General features: G+C 60.0%; 14 protein-coding genes. 10 read left to right on the top strand and 4 right to left on the bottom strand.

Annotated features, from left to right (window positions below; translation table 11 throughout):
- The first annotated feature begins 32 nt into the window (after positions 1–32).
- On the top strand, positions 33–1,157 hold the full coding sequence (gene dnaJ, locus AB4Y71_RS10185; protein WP_013349031.1) for a molecular chaperone DnaJ: 1,125 nt from the start codon (positions 33–35) through the stop codon (positions 1,155–1,157).
- Positions 1,158–1,159: 2 nt separating this feature from the next.
- Entirely contained in the window at positions 1,160–1,933 is a 774-nt protein-coding gene (locus AB4Y71_RS10180) for a 16S rRNA (uracil(1498)-N(3))-methyltransferase (RefSeq protein WP_441720150.1), read from the top strand.
- A gap of 295 nt (positions 1,934–2,228) precedes the next feature.
- On the opposite strand, the gene AB4Y71_RS10175 is transcribed toward AB4Y71_RS10180, so the two are convergent.
- A complete protein-coding gene (locus AB4Y71_RS10175) occupies positions 2,229–3,155 on the bottom strand; it encodes a GerMN domain-containing protein (protein ID WP_441720148.1) in 927 nt (308 codons plus the stop codon).
- A 293-nt stretch (positions 3,156–3,448) separates the two neighbouring features.
- Here AB4Y71_RS10175 and AB4Y71_RS10170 point away from each other — a divergent pair, with 293 nt between their 5' ends.
- From AB4Y71_RS10170 to era, 4 genes are read left to right on the top strand one after another with little or no spacing between them, the layout of a single operon-like run.
- Positions 3,449–4,477, top strand: a complete 1,029-nt coding sequence (locus AB4Y71_RS10170; RefSeq protein ID WP_013349028.1) for a PhoH family protein — start codon at positions 3,449–3,451, stop codon at positions 4,475–4,477.
- The gene (gene ybeY / locus AB4Y71_RS10165; protein ID WP_102597620.1) at positions 4,474–4,947 is read left to right on the top strand and encodes an rRNA maturation RNase YbeY; all 474 of its coding nucleotides are present in this window, start codon (positions 4,474–4,476) and stop codon (positions 4,945–4,947) included. The genes AB4Y71_RS10170 and ybeY overlap by 4 nt, the downstream gene beginning before the upstream one ends.
- 4 nt (positions 4,948–4,951) lie before the next feature.
- The gene (locus AB4Y71_RS10160; RefSeq protein ID WP_013349026.1) at positions 4,952–6,238 is read left to right on the top strand and encodes a hemolysin family protein; all 1,287 of its coding nucleotides are present in this window, start codon (positions 4,952–4,954) and stop codon (positions 6,236–6,238) included.
- The gene (gene era, locus AB4Y71_RS10155; protein WP_013349025.1) at positions 6,231–7,193 is read left to right on the top strand and encodes a GTPase Era; all 963 of its coding nucleotides are present in this window, start codon (positions 6,231–6,233) and stop codon (positions 7,191–7,193) included. Before AB4Y71_RS10160 ends, era begins: the two co-directional genes overlap by 8 nt.
- 778 nt (positions 7,194–7,971) lie before the next feature.
- Here era and AB4Y71_RS10150 read toward each other — a convergent pair.
- Positions 7,972–9,153 (bottom strand): FAD-dependent oxidoreductase, encoded by a 1,182-nt coding sequence (locus AB4Y71_RS10150; protein ID WP_441720146.1) that lies wholly within the window; start codon positions 9,151–9,153, stop codon positions 7,972–7,974.
- A gap of 292 nt (positions 9,154–9,445) precedes the next feature.
- Between AB4Y71_RS10150 and leuA the strand changes: the two genes are divergently transcribed.
- The 3 genes from leuA to AB4Y71_RS10135 all read left to right on the top strand — a co-directional run bounded on the left by leuA (position 9,446) and on the right by AB4Y71_RS10135 (position 12,841).
- Entirely contained in the window at positions 9,446–11,185 is a 1,740-nt protein-coding gene (gene leuA, locus AB4Y71_RS10145; protein ID WP_441720143.1) for a 2-isopropylmalate synthase, read from the top strand.
- A 103-nt stretch (positions 11,186–11,288) separates the two neighbouring features.
- Positions 11,289–12,038, top strand: a complete 750-nt coding sequence (gene recO / locus AB4Y71_RS10140) for a DNA repair protein RecO (RefSeq protein ID WP_441720142.1) — start codon at positions 11,289–11,291, stop codon at positions 12,036–12,038.
- Complete coding sequence (locus AB4Y71_RS10135) at positions 12,035–12,841, top strand: isoprenyl transferase (protein ID WP_013349021.1); 807 nt, start codon at positions 12,035–12,037, stop codon at positions 12,839–12,841. Before recO ends, AB4Y71_RS10135 begins: the two co-directional genes overlap by 4 nt.
- A gap of 6 nt (positions 12,842–12,847) precedes the next feature.
- Here AB4Y71_RS10135 and AB4Y71_RS10130 read toward each other — a convergent pair whose 3' ends face one another.
- Complete coding sequence (locus tag AB4Y71_RS10130; protein ID WP_441720139.1) at positions 12,848–13,885, bottom strand: alpha/beta hydrolase; 1,038 nt, start codon at positions 13,883–13,885, stop codon at positions 12,848–12,850.
- A gap of 60 nt (positions 13,886–13,945) precedes the next feature.
- On the opposite strand from AB4Y71_RS10130, the gene AB4Y71_RS10125 reads away from it, so the two are divergent.
- Positions 13,946–15,010: a quinone-dependent dihydroorotate dehydrogenase gene (locus AB4Y71_RS10125; protein WP_441720137.1), complete on the top strand. Its 1,065-nt coding sequence runs from the start codon at positions 13,946–13,948 to the stop codon at positions 15,008–15,010.
- A 368-nt stretch (positions 15,011–15,378) separates the two neighbouring features.
- Here the strand turns inward: AB4Y71_RS10125 and AB4Y71_RS10120 are convergent, their stop codons facing one another.
- Positions 15,379–15,972 carry a DUF3043 domain-containing protein gene (locus AB4Y71_RS10120; protein WP_441687583.1) on the bottom strand — a complete coding sequence of 198 codons (594 nt, stop codon included), beginning with the start codon at positions 15,970–15,972 and terminating at the stop codon, positions 15,379–15,381.
- Positions 15,973–15,976: the final 4 nt, after the last annotated feature.

Here is a 15,976-nt window from a genome sequence, read left to right as displayed (position 1 = left end):
CAAGTTTCTTAGGAAAGGACACGGCGAATAACGTGAGCTCGCATTACGAGACCCTAGGCGTTGCCAAGGACGCGACCCCGCAGGAAATCAAGAGTGCCTACCGCAAGTTGGCGCGTAAGCTGCACCCGGATGTAAACCCAAGCGACGATGCTGCAGAGCAGTTCAAGCTGGTCACCCGTGCCTACGAAGTCCTTTCCGACCAGACCAAGCGCCAGAACTACGACACCACGGGCGACGAAAATGGCAATGGCCATCCAGGTTTCGGCGGTGGCGGCCAGGGCTTCGGCGGTTTTGGCGACATCTTCGAGCAGTTCTTTGGCGGCGGCGGAGCCCAGGGCCCGGCCTCGCGTACCCAGCCGGGACGCGATGCGCTGATCACCATCACCATCGACCTGGAAGATGCCGTCAAGGGCACCGTCTACCCGTTGGAAATGGAAACTGCGGTTACCTGCAAGACCTGCAACGGCTCGTGCACCCGTGAGGGCACCAGCCCGGTCACCTGCGACATCTGCCATGGCGCCGGCCAGGTCCAGCGTCCGGTACGTTCCTTCCTGGGCCAGATGATGACCGTGGAAACCTGTGCTGCCTGCGGCGGTTTCGGCACCACCATCCCTGATCCATGCCTGGAGTGCAACGGCGAAGGCCGCGTGCGAGAGCATGTATCCAAGTCGCTGAACGTGCCTGCCGGTGTTGACTCCGGTACCCGTATCCAGCTGCGCGGCCAGGGCGAGGCCGGCCCGGGTGGCGGCCCTAACGGCAACCTGTTCGTCGAGGTCGATGTGCGCCGCCACAAGGTCTTCGAGCGTGCCGGCACCGACCTGCACGCCAAGATGAGCCTGCCGATGACCGCCGCCGCACTGGGTTGCGAGTTGAAGCTGGAAACCTTCGACGGCGAGCAGCGCATCAACGTGGAGCCAGGAGCCCAGGATGGCGATACCGTCACCTTGTCCGAGCTTGGCGTACCACGGCTGCGTGGCGGCAAGCGCGGGGACATCATCGTGCATCTGCAGGTGGAGACCCCAACCAAGCTCGATGCTGCACAGCGCGAGCTGCTCGAGCAGCTGGCTAAGCTGCGTGGCGAGGAAATGGCAGCTGGTCGTGTCGAGCACACCGGCGGCATGTTCTCCCGCCTGCGTGAGAAGCTGAACCAGCGCTAAGCATGAGCAACCATAGCTTCGTCATCGAAGGGCAGCAGGCTCAAGAGGCGGCTCCTGGCGACATCCTCGAACTGGCTGGCGCCGAGGCGCACCACGCGGTCACCGTCAAGCGTGTCACCGCCGGCGAGCATCTGGATCTGCTTGACGGCAAGGGCCTGCGCCTGACCGTGGAGGTCACCGCAACCGCCAAGGACCTATTGTCAGTGAAGGTTCTGCGACGCACCGAAGAAGCGATCAGCGACCACCCGGTCACACTGGTCCAGGCCCTGTCCAAGGGCGACCGCGACCTGCAGGCCGTGGAATCCGGCGTGGAGCTGGGTGTGCTGGCTGTGCGTCCGTGGCAGGCTGACCGTTCGATCGTGCGCTGGAATGCTGCCAAGGTCGACAAGGCCATGGCCAAATGGCGCGCTCAGGTGCGTTCGGCTCAGAAGCAGTCCCGCCGGGCTTACGAGCCCGAGGTGCTTGCTCCGCTGGGTTCCAAGGAGCTGGCTAAGGCGATTGCAGCCGACGTGGCCTACGGGGCGCTGGTTCTGGTGCTCCACGAGCAGGCAGAGAATTCGGTAGCCGAGCGGGTTATTTCCTGGCTGCCGAGGGCCCACGCTGGGCAAGAAGTCATCGTGATCGTGGGACCAGAAGGCGGCATCTCCGACACGGAGCTGCAGTCCTTCATTGATGCCGGAGCCCATGCAGCCCTGCTGGGCCAGCATGTGCTGCGCGCTTCAACCGCAGGACCTGCCGCGCTGGTATTGATCAGGCACCTGATCGGCGAACTCTAGGACGCAAAGTTCAAAATGCTCCGCAAGAGCTCGAATGCACGTCAGTGCAGAGCTGTTGCGGAGCATTTTCTTTTTACTGCGTCTGGCCGAGAACACAGGTTTGATGCAAATGACGAGGTGCAGATTCAGCACGGATCTGCTCTGGGGTTCCTGCAAGCCACTGCATTTTCGGGGACTGGCGCTGAGCAAACCGATCGAGCGGTGATCTTCAGCCATCAAGCCAGGCGTGCCATCGGACAGCTAGCTAGGGGCAGTCACGCTCAAGAGGCATCGGAGAATATGACGCATGGCTGTGCTACTCGAGCTTGAAGTTACTGGTGACCTTGCCGACCTGATGTTCAGATTCAGATTCGACGCCCCAGAAAGTCAATAGGTAAGAGCCGGCCTTCAATTCGGTGGTCAGGATGAACGATCCATCTTCCTTGATCTGTCCGGGATTGACCTGCTTCTGGGCGGTAATCACCGAGAGCTTGCCGTCGGCATCCTTGCGCTGCAAGGAATAGAAGGTGCCAACATCGAATTGGGTGGTGCGGCCATGAATCCTGATCGATCCCGCGTCTTCGGTGGAACCGTACTGCGGATCGATGATCCAGATCGGAGCGATGAACTCGGGATCCCGCTCATATACATCTGCGAGCTGGTAGTCATCGAACACGGTGGCGTTAGGTTGCCCGTCGACCAGGATTCGCACCGTTGGAGCACCATCGCCTGCGAGCAGGCCGGTGCTGGAAGCAGCTGCCGTAGCGGTGAAGACCAGCTGCTGGATGGCGCGTTCGGACAGGCCCTGGTCAAGATGGGCGCTGAAGACCTTGGCGGGAAGATCCAGCGTGATCACGTTGGACTGATTGATGGAGACACCGATTTCATCGGTGGGCTTCAAATGCGTGTAGCGCTTGGGCTTGGTTGGCTCTGCGGAGAGCAGCGTCCAGATTGCATCGCCAATGGGTTCCTGATGGCGTTTGTCCTGCAAGTACTCGCGGTACAAGAACACGCCGGATTCGGTATTTTCCAGCCAGTAGACCGGCAGCTTGGTTGACACCGCGACATCTTCGCCAGCATCAGTTGCATCGGGCAGGTTCAGCGTTTCAGCTGCTGCGCTGGTAGGCATCTCATAGGAGCTCTCGCGATTCGTCAGACCGCAGCCTGCGGCGACGACGAGCGCGGCAGTGATTCCGACAACGCCGATCCGGCGCGAAATCTTCTGCTTGTTCCTTGACTGCAATGCGTACCAATCCGTGGTGATTCTGGCTATTTTGGCCCCAAAGGCTTTAGAACCGCTTTCCAGCTTGCCATATTGAAAGGGCCGAACAGGAGAAAAATGGGCCCACTTACTAATCCGTAACCAAATCTATATGTTCGCGACTTGCTCGGATTAGTAGCATTCAATGCTACTTTCAGGTATTTTCGCTTACGCTGAGACCTGAATTATCTCCGGATTGGCCTGCAACTGGATAGAATAGCAAGCAGGACTAATCTCGATCACTTCAAAGCTCGTAAAGGGGCGCCACGCACTGCATGCAGGTTGAACAGAATAACGCGAAAGCAGCGGACGGATCCGCTTCGCTGACCATCAGTTTCGATACAGCTGAGCTCATGATTGCCACGCTAGGTCCCAACGACGAGCTGCTGCGCATTCTCTCCGGCGCATACCCGCAGGTGAGCTTCCGTCCCAATGGCCAGTCACTGGCTCTGGTCGGCGAACCGCAGCAAGTGCGCAAGGCCCAGCGCGTCACCGAAGAAGCCCGTTCGCTGGCCTCCCGCGGTTCGCGCATGAGTGCCGAAACGATCGAGCAGATCATCAAGATGCTCAGTGCCGGTAACCCGGATGCGCCGACCGACGTTCTGGGGTTGAAGATACTTTCGGGCCGCGGACGTTCCATCCGGCCCAAGACCGTGAACCAGAAGAGCTACGTCGACGCCATCGAGGACTCGACGATTACCTTCGGCATCGGCCCAGCAGGTACCGGCAAAACCTTCCTGGCCATGGCCATGGCTGTGGCCGCCTTGCAGGACAAACAGGTTAACCGCATCATCTTGACCCGCCCTGCCGTTGAAGCGGGGGAGAAGCTGGGCTTCCTGCCTGGCTCGCTGACCGAGAAGATCGACCCTTACCTGCGTCCGCTCTACGACGCGTTGCACGACATGATCAATCCCGAAACCATTCCGCAGCTGCTGGAAGCCGGAACCATCGAGGTCGCTCCGCTGGCCTACATGCGCGGGCGCACGTTGAACGACGCGTTCGTGATCCTGGATGAAGCGCAGAACACCACCAGCGAACAAATGAAGATGTTTCTGACCCGTCTGGGTTTCGGCTCCAAGATGGTCGTCACCGGCGATGTCACCCAGGTGGACCTGCCGAATAATGCGACCTCGGGGTTGCGCATGGCCAGCGATGTGCTCGAAGGCATCGAGGACATCAGCATCTGCCGCCTGGACTCCTCAGATGTCGTCCGGCACCGGCTGATTGCCGACATCGTCACAGCCTACGATCGTTGGGACGACACCCGACGCAAAGAACACAACCGGGGACGGCGCAGCAAATGAGCATTGAAGTAAATAACGAAACCGACTACGAGGTCGACCTCAAAGACGTCAACGCCTTGGCCGAGTCGGTATTGCAGGCCATGTTCTTGCATCCTGAAACCGAAGTCTCGGTCGTCTTCATCGATGAAGATGCCATGAGCGCACTGCACGTGGAGTGGATGGACCTCGAAGGCCCCACCGACGTGATGAGCTTCCCCATGGACGAGCTGCGTCCAGGGACCGCCGGGGCACCGGGGGAGAACGGCATCCTAGGCGATATCGTGATCTGCCCTTCCGTCGCCGAAGCCCAGGCCAAAGCCGGCGGGCACAGCACCCACGATGAAATCCTTCTGCTGACCACGCACGGCCTGCTGCACTTGATGGGATTCGACCACATGGAACCAGCAGAAAAAGAAGAGATGTTTGGTTTGCAGCGACAGCTTCTGGAGTCCTACACCGGCCGCCCAGCGCCGAAGGAAACGGTGGAATAACCCAGTGGAAATAGTTTTGCTGATTCTCGCCCTCGTCTTCATGGCCTTCTCGGCCGTGCTGACCGCCGCAGACTCAGCCTTCTACGCATTATCAAGGCATGCGGCAGAACGCCTGCGTGCTGAGTCCAATTCCAAATCGCTCTCGGCGATCCTGGATGAGACCGAAACCCACGCCCAGTCGGTGAAGTTCTGGCGTATCTGGTTCGAAACCGCGTCCGCCGTGGCCGTGGCCCTGCTGGTCTCGCAGTGGCTGGAGAACGTCTGGCTGATCGGCATGATCTCCACCATTGCCATGGCCGCCCTGGGATTCGTCCTGGTTAGCGTTTCGCCACGCCGCTACGGCCGTTCCAACGCCCAGAAAGTCGTGCAGTCCACCGCCACCCTGGTGCGCTTCCTGCGCCTGATCCTCGGGCCCATCACCACGTGGCTGGCTTCCATTGCCAAGGCGCTCAGCCCCGGCGGTGTGGATGAAGATGGCTACCTGGGCAAGGAACGCCTGCGTGATCTGGTGGACCGCGCTTCGGAAGGCGAGGACCTGGACGAAGAATCCGCGGAACTGATCTCCTCGGTGATCGACCTGGAAGAAACCAGCGTCCGCTCCGTGATGGTGCCGCGCACCGACATGGTGGTACTGGATGCAGACCATTCATTCCACAGTGCGATGGACCTGTTCATCGCTTCCGGCTTCTCACGTATCCCGCTGATTGGCGAGGACACCGATGACATCCAGGGCATCATCTATCTCAAGGACCTGATCCGCGAGATCCACGGCCTGCAGCAAGCAGAGAACCTCGCGCAGCTGGCGCGCAAGGTGCGTTTTGTACCTGAATCGAAGTCGGCTGCCGACTTGATGCAGGAACTGCAGCAAGAATCCATCCACTTGGCGATTGTCATCGACGAGTATGGGGGAACTGCGGGCCTAGTGACCTTGGAAGACCTGCTCGAAGAAATCGTCGGCGAAATTGATGACGAGTATGATCGTTCGAGGACCGAATTGATCCAGAACCCTGATGGTTCGCTTTTCGCCGTGGCCGCGGCATCTATCGACGATATCGCCGACCACTTTGACATGCACATCGAGGAAGAGGATGTCGACACCGTCGGCGGACTGCTTTCCAAGGCCTTGGAATCGGTACCGGTGCTCGGTTCCACTGCTGATGTACACGGCTTGCGCCTTACCGTGGTGGCCCTTGCTGGCCGCCGCAACCGCATCGGAAAAATCCATGTAGAGCATCTGGAAACAGATGCATCCGACCATATTGAGAACGACGAGGATTCCTCACATGAGTGAAAACCACAACCTGCTTGCATCAAGCGGATGGCCTGAGGGCTTCCGTTCGGGCTTCACCTCTTTCGTAGGTCGCCCGAATGCCGGCAAGTCCACCCTGACCAACGCCCTGGTGGGCCAGAAGGTCGCAATCACCTCGGCTAAGCCGCAGACTACCCGCCACACCATTCGCGGCATTGTGCACCGCGAGGACGCCCAGCTGATCCTGGTGGACACCCCCGGACTGCACCGCCCTCGCACCCTGCTGGGCCAGCGCCTGAACGACCTGGTTGCAGACACCCTCTCCGAGGTCGACGCAATCGGCTTCTGCATCCCTGCCAATGAGAAGATCGGCCCGGGTGACCGCTTCATCGCCACCCAGCTGGCACAGCTGCAGCGCAAGCCAATCATCGCCCTGGTCACCAAGGCGGATCTGGTGGATCGCGAACAGCTGGCACAGCAGCTGATCGCCGTAGCCGAAATGGGCACCCAGACCTTCGGCGAGAACGGCTTCTCCGCGATCGTCCCGGTTTCCGCAGTGAAGGAATTCCAGGTTGAAGAAGTGGCCAACGTGCTCGTCGAGCACCTGCCCAAGGGCCCGCCACTGTACCCGGACGGCGAACTGACCGATGAGCCAGAAGCCAAGATGGTTTCCGAGCTGATCCGTGAAGCTGCGCTGGAAGGCGTGCGCGATGAGTTGCCGCACTCCCTGGCAGTAGTTGTTGAAGAGATGGTTCCGCGCGAGGGCCGCAGCGAAAACAACCCGATGATCGATATCCACGTCTCGCTGTTCGTTGAGCGCTCCAGCCAGAAGGCCATCATCATTGGCCGTGGCGGTTCCCGCTTGCGCGAGGTAGGCACCAACGCCCGCAAGGGCATCGAGAAGCTGCTGGGCACCAAGGTGTACCTGGACCTGCATGTGAAGGTCGCCAAGGATTGGCAGCGCGACCCGAAGCAGCTTGGCCGCCTCGGCTTCTAGCCCATCGATTCAGCTTCGAGCCGACGCTCTTCTCGTCCCCTGCAACTGGAACTGTTGCGGGGGACGAGCCGGTTTAACTGGCCCGTCGTCATTGAGGATGTAGGCAGCGCCTTTACCAGCCGGTCACCAGCAATGTCGAGGACATCAGGTTCCAAAGAAAGTCGGAAATGCCGAAGCCGCCGTTGCCCTGTGAGAATGCAGGTCTGCTTCAACATGGCCGGTGCCCAGCGGATCCGGAAGTAGCCGAGGCAAAGATGCGCATGCATTACCACGACGCAGCCTACTAGGAGAACCAGAGCCGAAGAGCAACTCCAAACAGGGTTCGAATACCAGTGGAGGAGCGGATCGCAAGACTTCGGTGCCGACTTGCTGTGCACAGTCAGGCAGCTCATCTGCTACTAAAGTATGATTGTTCGCCAGAGGCACTCCGACTAGTGTATTTTTTGTAATTCCGTCAACAGAGGATCATGATGATCGTCAAAGCAAGCATCGAATTCAGTTCCTGCGCAGGAAGATGGAGTGTCTAGAATAATGAATCCGTTAGTGCCGACCGCGATTGAGCTGATCGTTTTCTACGTCATCCCCATATTGATCACAATAGGACTCGTAGTTTTCTTTTCCGTAGTTCTTCGCCGTAAATATTCGAAGTCGTACAACAAGCGACAAACCGATTGCACCGAGACTGAGATATAGACAATCCCTAGCCCAGCGCGCCTAGAAAGCGTCAGCGCAGTGCATGTCCCTCGAAAACCCGACCGGTTCCGGGGGACGGGCGTCGTTACCCGTCTACTTCGCCAAGCGCTTGATGATCTGGTGCGCCACCAGCCGGTCGATCCCGGGCAGCTTGGTCGCTTTGATGATGCTGCGCCGCAACCACAGGGCTGGCCGGTTGCGCGGCAGGAAACTTGTTGGCTGCCCGCCTGCCCGAAGCCTGGGCGGTGGCAATCTTGGGCCGCATGAGCGCCTCGTACCGGGCCAGGCCAGCGGGCAGTTGCCGCGGTTCGGTAACAGACCCCAGGGCATCGCCCAATGCGGCGCCGGCGCATACGGCCATCGCCCCGCCTTGCCCGGCCAGCAACGAGACCGCGGCAGCCGCGTCGCCGATCAGCACCACGGGACCGGCACACCATGAATCCATGAGTACCTGGGCGACCGAATCGTCATAGGGTTCCTCGGGGCACAGCTCCAGCAACCGGTCCACGTGCGCGCCGCACCCGGCGAAGACATGGCGCAGGCGATCCCTGGTCGTGCCCAGCGGTGTGTCCGTATCTTGGCGGTACACCAAGAACGCGGCCACTTCCTGCGTGCGCAGCCCATAGATACCCGCGGCGAGGTCCACCGTATCGGTCATCACGAACCGATTCTTGAAGCGTCGGTTCAGGTCCGGCTCGTGGACGATGAAGGCCGCGGCCCGCATGCCCAAGTGGTGCAGGTACGCTTCCTCGGGGCCGAAGAACGCAGCGCGGACCGTGGAGTGCATCCCATCGGCGCCCACGAGCAGGTCACCGGTAATCGGTTGGGACCAGCCGGCAAGCTGCACTTTCACCTGCTGTCCGGTCGCCTCCAGCTGTTCAATTTGCACGCCGTAGTGCAGGCTGATCAGCGACGGCTCCACGTCGTCCAGCGCGGCACGAGCCGCAGCTTCCATCTCCGGGCGAAGCAAGGTGAGCACATTGCCCCCGGCAATCTGCGAGAACTTCTCATAATCGAGGCTGGCTGTCGTTGTACCGTGCGCGTCCACATATTCGGCGGCCTGAACCCGGTAGGCGGCCTTAGCGAGGTAGGGGTGCAGTCCGATGCGTTCGGAGGCTTCGACTCCCGGGCCGAAGAAGTCCATCATGTAGCCGTCAGGCCGCGGCGCCTCAGCCCGCTCGAGCACGGTGACCTGCCAACCGGCCAGGCCCAGCTGCCGAGCCGCCACGAGCCCGGCGATCCCCGCGCCGATAATAATGGCCTTCATGACGGACCTCCTGATCGCAGCCGATGCTCCCATTCTTGGCCCGCTGCGGGCACCTGTCCACCATCGCGCGAAGCGTATCTGTCCACAATGTGACATGAATCTGCAACAAGTTTCACCTGCCTCCAAAGCACGGTGTTATGCTCAACTCGTGCATTTCGAGCTTCTACTACTACTCAGCCGCTGCGAGGATCCAAAGGACCGTTAGTGGTCTACAGGCCGACCCCTCGTCGCGGAGTAGCTCTTGTCTGGCCCCACAAACTAAGCACTATTTTTGTCTAGGGGACCCACCGAAATGCAGAACATGCAGAAATCTTCGAACATGCCAATCCACAAGTATGTTCCATTCCAGGACCAGATCGACGTCAATCTGCCCGATCGCACCTGGCCCGAGAAGTACATCACCAAGGCTCCGCGCTGGTGCGCCGTCGACCTGCGTGATGGCAACCAGGCGCTGATCGACCCGATGAGCCCCGAGCGCAAGCACAAGATGTTCGACCTGCTGGTCGAAATGGGCTTCAAGGAAATCGAGGTGGGCTTCCCATCCGCCTCGCAGACCGACTTCGACTTCGTCCGTCAGCTGATCGAGCGCGGCATTCCCGATGATGTCACCATCCAGGTGCTCACCCAGTCCCGCGAGCACCTGATCGAGCGCACCTACGAGGCGCTGGAAGGCGCCAAGCAGGCCATCGTCCACCTGTACAACTCCACCTCGATCCTGCAGCGCGAAGTCGTCTTCCGCCAGGATGAGGACGGCATCGTGGACATCGCAGTCCAGGGCGCGCGCTTGTGCAAGAAGTACGAAGAGCAGCTGACCGGCACCAAGATCACCTACGAGTACTCGCCGGAGTCCTACACCGGCACCGAGCTGGCCTTTGCCAAGCGCATCTCCGAGGCCGTGGCCGAGGTGCTGGAGGCGACTCCGGAAAACAAGATGATCCTGAACCTGCCCGCCACCGTGGAAATGGCCACCCCGAACGTGTACGCCGACTCCATCGAGTGGATGCACCGCAACCTGGCCAACCGCGACTCGATCATCCTCTCACTGCACCCGCACAACGACCGCGGCACCGGTGTGGCCGCCGCCGAGCTGGGCTACCTGGCTGGTGCGGACCGCATCGAAGGCTGCCTGTTCGGCAACGGCGAGCGTACCGGCAACGTGGACCTGGTGACTCTGGGCATGAACATGTTCGGCCAGGGCATCGATCCGCAGATCGACTTCTCCGACATGGACCACATCCGCCGCACCGTCGAGTACTGCAACCAGCTGCCGGTGGCAGAACGCAGCCCGTACGGTGGCGACCTGGTCTTCACCGCCTTCTCCGGCTCGCACCAGGATGCGATCAAGAAGGGCCTGGAAGCGATGGAAGCCAAGGCCAGTGCCGAAGGCAAGGAAGTCGACGACCTGGTCTGGGCTGTTCCGTACCTGCCGATCGATCCGAAGGACATCGGCCGCTCCTACGAGGCCGTGATCCGCGTGAACTCGCAGTCCGGCAAGGGCGGCGTGGCCTACCTGCTGAAGAACGACTACAACTTGGATCTGCCGCGTCGTGCGCAGATCGAGTTCTCCGGGGTCATCCAGCGCAAGACTGACACCGAGGGCGGCGAGATTTCCTCGCAGCACATCTGGGAAGTCTTCCAGGACGAATACCTGCCAGCAGCCGAGGGCTCGGGCCTGGAAACCTGGGGCCACTACGAAATTGCTTCGGCTACTGCGGCTTCGGCAGAGGACGGTTCGTTCCAGCTCGATACCAAGCTGATCATCGACGGCGTGGCGCACGAGCGCAGCGCCCAGGGCAATGGTCCGGTTTCCGCACTGGTCAAGCTGCTCAACGATGACGGGGTAGACCTGCGCGTGCTGGACTACACCGAGCACGCCATGTCCGAGGGCGGCAACGCTCGCGCGGCCGCATTCGTCGAGTGTGCTGTGGGCGATCGCATCCTGTGGGGCATCGGCCTGGACACCAACACCAACATCGCGGCGTTAAAGGCAGTGGTTTCGGCCGTCAACCGCGCTATTCGCGACAGCAAGTAAGGCATCACCGCAAGCCTGATGCTTGCAAAACGCCACGGCCAGCACACCTCGCTGGCCGTGGCGTTTTGCGTTCTGCCGGAGCAAAGGTGGGAGAATATTATCCGTGTCCAGATCAGGTTTCGCTTCCAAGAGCTACCACACCCGTGGTTTGGTCTTGCGTACCCATAAACTGGGCGAAGCCGACCGGATCATCACGTTGCTCACGCCCCAGGGGATTGTCCGCGTCGTAGCCAAGGGCGTACGCCGCACCTCCTCAAGGATGGGCGCGACGCTTGAACCATTCATGGAAGTCGACGCACTGATGGTCATGGGCCGCAACCTCGACATCGTCTCCCAAGCCCAGCTGCGCAATTCCTATGGCCAGCTGCTGGTCATGGACTACCCCAGCTACACGGTGGCCAATGCGATGTCCGAGATTGCCGAAAAGCTGCTTGAGGCCGAAAGCGATTCCACGCAGCAGCAGTACCAGCTCTTCCACGGTGCGATCGCACTTCTGTCCAAGCAGCGGGTCGATTCCGGTGCCGTACTGGATTCCTATATCCTGCGGGCACTGTCGGTGGCTGGCTGGGCACCATCCTTTACCAGCTGCGTGCGCTGCGGCGCCCCCGGACCGCACCAGGCGGCGCATGTCCAGCTCGGCGGGGTAGTCTGCACCAACTGCCGTCCCTCGGGCTCGCTATCGCCGCACCCGATCACCATTGGATATTTGCAGGCACTGCTCGAGGGGGACTGGGCCACGGTGGCCGAGGCCGGCCCGCGAGCACGCAAGCAAGCAGCAGATATCGTTGCCAACTACCTTCAGTGGCACCTGGAACGTGCAGTAAATTCACTACGTCTTGTGGAGAGAAATTGAAGAAGCTTCCTAAGATCACCGGCCGTCGCGGCCCCGTCGCACCATTCGCGCATCCGCAGAACCCGCAGATGCCAGTTATTCCCCGCGAGCTGGTACCGGAACACGTCGCTATCGTCATGGATGGCAATGGCCGGTGGGCCAACCAGCGGGGCCTGCCGCGTACAGAGGGCCACCGTGCCGGGGAAGCAGCGCTGCTTGACGTGATGGCAGGAGCGGTAGAACTGGGCGTCAAATACGTCTCGGTCTATGCTTTCTCCACCGAGAACTGGAAGCGCAGCCCTGAGGAAGTCCGCTTCCTCATGGGCTTCTCCCGTGACGTGCTGCGCCGCCAGCGCGATACCTTGAACTCCTGGGGTGTGCGCATCCGCTGGTCCGGCCGCGAGCCCAAACTCTGGAAGTCGGTCATCAACGAGTTGCGTGCCGCTGAGGAATTGACCCAAGATAACCAGGGCTGCCAGCTGACCATGTGCGTGAACTACGGTGGCCGTGCCGAACTGGGCGATGCCGTGAGTGCCATTGCCAAGGACGTAGCAGCAGGCAAGCTGCGGGCCAGCTCGGTAGGCGAGAAGACCATCGGCAAGTACCTGCACGCACCAGAGCTTCCGGACGTTGACCTGTTCCTGCGCACCAGCGGCGAACAACGCACCAGCAACTTCCTGCTGTGGCAGTCGGCATACGCCGAGATGGTGTTCTTAGATGAACTATGGCCAGATGTTGACCGCCGTACTCTGTTCAGGGCCGTAGAAGAATATGCCCGCCGCGATCGCCGCTACGGTGGCGCGGTGGACAAGCCGCAGGCCTGAGCAGGTTCAGCGCGTGCTTCCGACCATCCGCAGCCACAGGTGCAGGTCCCGATAGGCTGCCGCACGCGCCGGTTCGGCCGAGGTGAAGACATCGTGCATGGCCCCGGGCACTTCGCAGAGGGTCACGAAACTTCCTAGCTTCAGGGACCTCAGGCGAGTTAGCTGGACATCGAGCACCGAATCGCAGTGCTGCATATCGGGGGAGTACGTGGTGCCGATATGGGTACGGTCCGAGGTCATGACGAAGATCGGCAGTTGTAGCTTCAGCCCCTTGGCCACCTGCGCATGGCCGTCGAAAATTGTCTTCAGCCACCCTGCGGTATTGGGGAAGGCGATCCTCGGGCGCCACAACCGGTGCACGTCCCATTGGCCGTGCGCCTGGTCGCTCAGCGACATCCAGTAATGGTCGAATTCCGGTCCGGAAAGCTTGCGCCGCGGGTTGGTGCGGGTGATCGCTTCCATCAGCCCATGCATAGGAATGCGCAAGAAAGCCGTTCCCTGGAATTCCAGCCAGGGCGAGTTCAATACCAATGCCTTGATATCGGGTTTGACCCGAGCTAGCCAGAGGCTGAGCACCAGGCCACCGGTGGAGTGGCCTTGGGCCACTACTGGCAGTCCGGGATGAGCCGCACGCAGGATCTCCATGCTCGCGTTGAGCTCTTCATCGTAGGTGGCAAGATCATCGACGTAGCCCGGCAGTTCATGTTCGGTGCGCAGGCTGCGACCATGGTGACGCAGATCCAGCGCATAGAAATGGTAGCCGTGATGGTGCCAGAAAGAGGCCAGCTCCGGATTGTAGAAGTAGTCGCTCCACCCGTGGATGCTCAGCACCACTCCCTGGGCTTTGCGCCCAAGCCTGTTGCGCCAGCCGGTGGGGCGGTAGCGAACCAGCGTGGCAACTGCCGGCCCCTCGGCATCCGTGCCGAAGTCCAAAGTCTGGTGCTGAAAGTCCTTGCCCAGTGGATCTTGAACCCATTCATTTGGCTCGCTGGAGAGTAAAAAGTCTGGCCACGAGTTGGTTCCTGGGAAAATCGGCTCCTTCATATCCTGCATACTACCCATCAGAAGTTGTCTGTTTCGGGTTCTTCACGGGAAAATGATTACATGCGCATATACCCACTGGTCTTCAAGCACGTGTTCACCAAAATGGATCCTGAACAAGCTCATCATTTTGCTTTCAATGCCATCAAGATTGCGCAACGCGCAGGTTTGACCAAGGCAGCCCGCAAGTTCTTTGCTCCGGCTCCCAAGCTCCAGCGCACCGTCATGGGCATTAATTTCCCTTCACCCTTTGGCTTGGCTGCAGGTTTCGACAAGGGTGCCACCGGCATCCTCGCCTTGAGCGACATCGGCTTCGGCCACGTGGAGATCGGTACCGTGACCGGCCAGTCGCAGCCGGGCAATCCGCAACCACGGCTCTTCCGCCTCGTTGAAGACCGCGCGGTCATCAACCGCATGGGGTTCAACAACGAGGGCGCTGAACGTGTCTCCGCACGCGTTGCCGGGGCGCGTCAGGAACTGAATCAGGACTATTCCGGAACACGTCCAGTGATCGGCGTGAACATCGGCAAGACCAAGGTCGTTGAGCTCGAGGACGCTGTGGCGGACTACCTGACCTCGACCCGCCACTTGGCGAACCACGCCGACTACTTGGTGGTCAATGTTTCGAGCCCGAACACCCCAGGGCTTCGACTGCTCCAAAGCGTGGAGACTCTGCGCCCATTGCTTTCTGAAGTCGGCCAGCTTGCCGACACCGTGGCAGGCCGTCACATCCCGCTGCTGGTGAAGATCGCACCAGATCTGAGCGATGAAGACGTCGCAGACGTGGCCCAACTGGCTATCGAATTGAAGCTGGACGGAATTATTGCCACCAACACGACCATTGGCCGTGAAGGGTTGACGAGCGACTCATCGAAGGTTGAAGAAATCGGAGCAGGAGGACTTTCCGGCGCTCCGCTGAAGCAGCGTTCGCTCGAAGTACTGCGCCAGCTGCGCTCCCTGGTTCCATCCGAGATGGCGCTGATTGCCGTTGGCGGCGTGGAAAACGCCAAGGATGTCAAAGAACGTTTGGATGCTGGTGCTGATTTGGTCCAGGGATACACCGCGTTCCTCTACGAAGGTCCATTCTGGGCTCGTTCCATCAATAAGGAATTGGAACGCCTGCTCTAGGATGCAATGCCTTTAGTTCTGGCCCCGAGTACCTAGTACTCGGGGCCTGATCTGTTTAAGCGCTTGGCTCGTAAGAGGTTCAGCTGCCTAACGCGCGCTGTAATCCTGAATAAGATGCGTCGGTGGGGTAGGGGCGGAGGAGTTATGAAGGCGTGATGACAGGTCCAAGCTTTGTAAGTAGCTCCACAAGGCCAAGGTAAGAGATCCGCGGACGTAAAATTCTCGTCCGACGCGGGAGCACCCGCCTGAAGAACAAAAGATTTGTAACCCCAAATACAAGAGTTAAGCTCTGTATTTGGCATACGGATTAAATTAAGAAAGGGACAAGCTCAGGTGTGAGCTTGCCCCTTTTCAGAGCCTAGGCGGAACTAGTCGATGTTCGCTCCGCGCTTGACCTGTGGCTTCGGAAGGCGCAACTTGCGGAACTGCATTCCGCGCATTGCTGCGTACATGCGTACGCCCTTTTCCATGTGACCGAACTTAGCGACCAGGCGCTTCTTCAAGATAATGGTGGTAACGATTGCTTCAATGATGATCAATGCAATGACAACCCACAGGGCAGCCTGCACGAACATCTGGATCTCCAGGTTGCGCTGGAAGGTCAATGAAATGACCAGGAATGCCAAGATGATGAACATCATGAACTCGCCAAACATCCAGCGGGAGTCAATGAAGTTACGGGTATAACGCTTCTGTTCGCCCTTATCACGTGGCATCAGGTAACGTTCATCGCCAGTTTCGTTGGCTATGCGCAAACGGTTCTGCGCTTCAATACGCTGTTGACGCTCGGCTTCCTTCGCAGCCTTGCGATCGGTAGGAACCAACGGGCGCTGACGGTTCGCCTGTTGCGCACTGCGCTTGGGCGTTGGACCGGACTTGCGGCCATCGGTAGTTTCCGGAGCCTGCTGAACAGGCTCTACATTTACGGGGGATTTAGATTCATCCTTCTTACGTCCAAACACCCCT

Source organism: Glutamicibacter sp. MCAF14 (assembly GCF_052114325.1).
Taxonomy (GTDB): domain Bacteria; phylum Actinomycetota; class Actinomycetes; order Actinomycetales; family Micrococcaceae; genus Glutamicibacter; species Glutamicibacter arilaitensis.
This window is presented reverse-complemented; position numbering and strand designations above follow the sequence as displayed.

Coding starts and splice junctions, on each gene's coding strand:
- AB4Y71_RS10180 (WP_441720150.1), top strand. CDS start 1,160: ATGAGCAACCATAGCTTCGTCATCGAAGGGCAGCAGGCTCAAGAGGCG.
- AB4Y71_RS10170 (WP_013349028.1), top strand. CDS start 3,449: ATGCAGGTTGAACAGAATAACGCGAAAGCAGCGGACGGATCCGCTTCG.
- ybeY (WP_102597620.1), top strand. CDS start 4,474: ATGAGCATTGAAGTAAATAACGAAACCGACTACGAGGTCGACCTCAAA.
- era (WP_013349025.1), top strand. CDS start 6,231: ATGAGTGAAAACCACAACCTGCTTGCATCAAGCGGATGGCCTGAGGGC.
- AB4Y71_RS10150 (WP_441720146.1), bottom strand. CDS start 9,153: ATGAAGGCCATTATTATCGGCGCGGGGATCGCCGGGCTCGTGGCGGCT.
- leuA (WP_441720143.1), top strand. CDS start 9,446: ATGCAGAACATGCAGAAATCTTCGAACATGCCAATCCACAAGTATGTT.
- AB4Y71_RS10130 (WP_441720139.1), bottom strand. CDS start 13,885: ATGAAGGAGCCGATTTTCCCAGGAACCAACTCGTGGCCAGACTTTTTA.
- AB4Y71_RS10125 (WP_441720137.1), top strand. CDS start 13,946: ATGCGCATATACCCACTGGTCTTCAAGCACGTGTTCACCAAAATGGAT.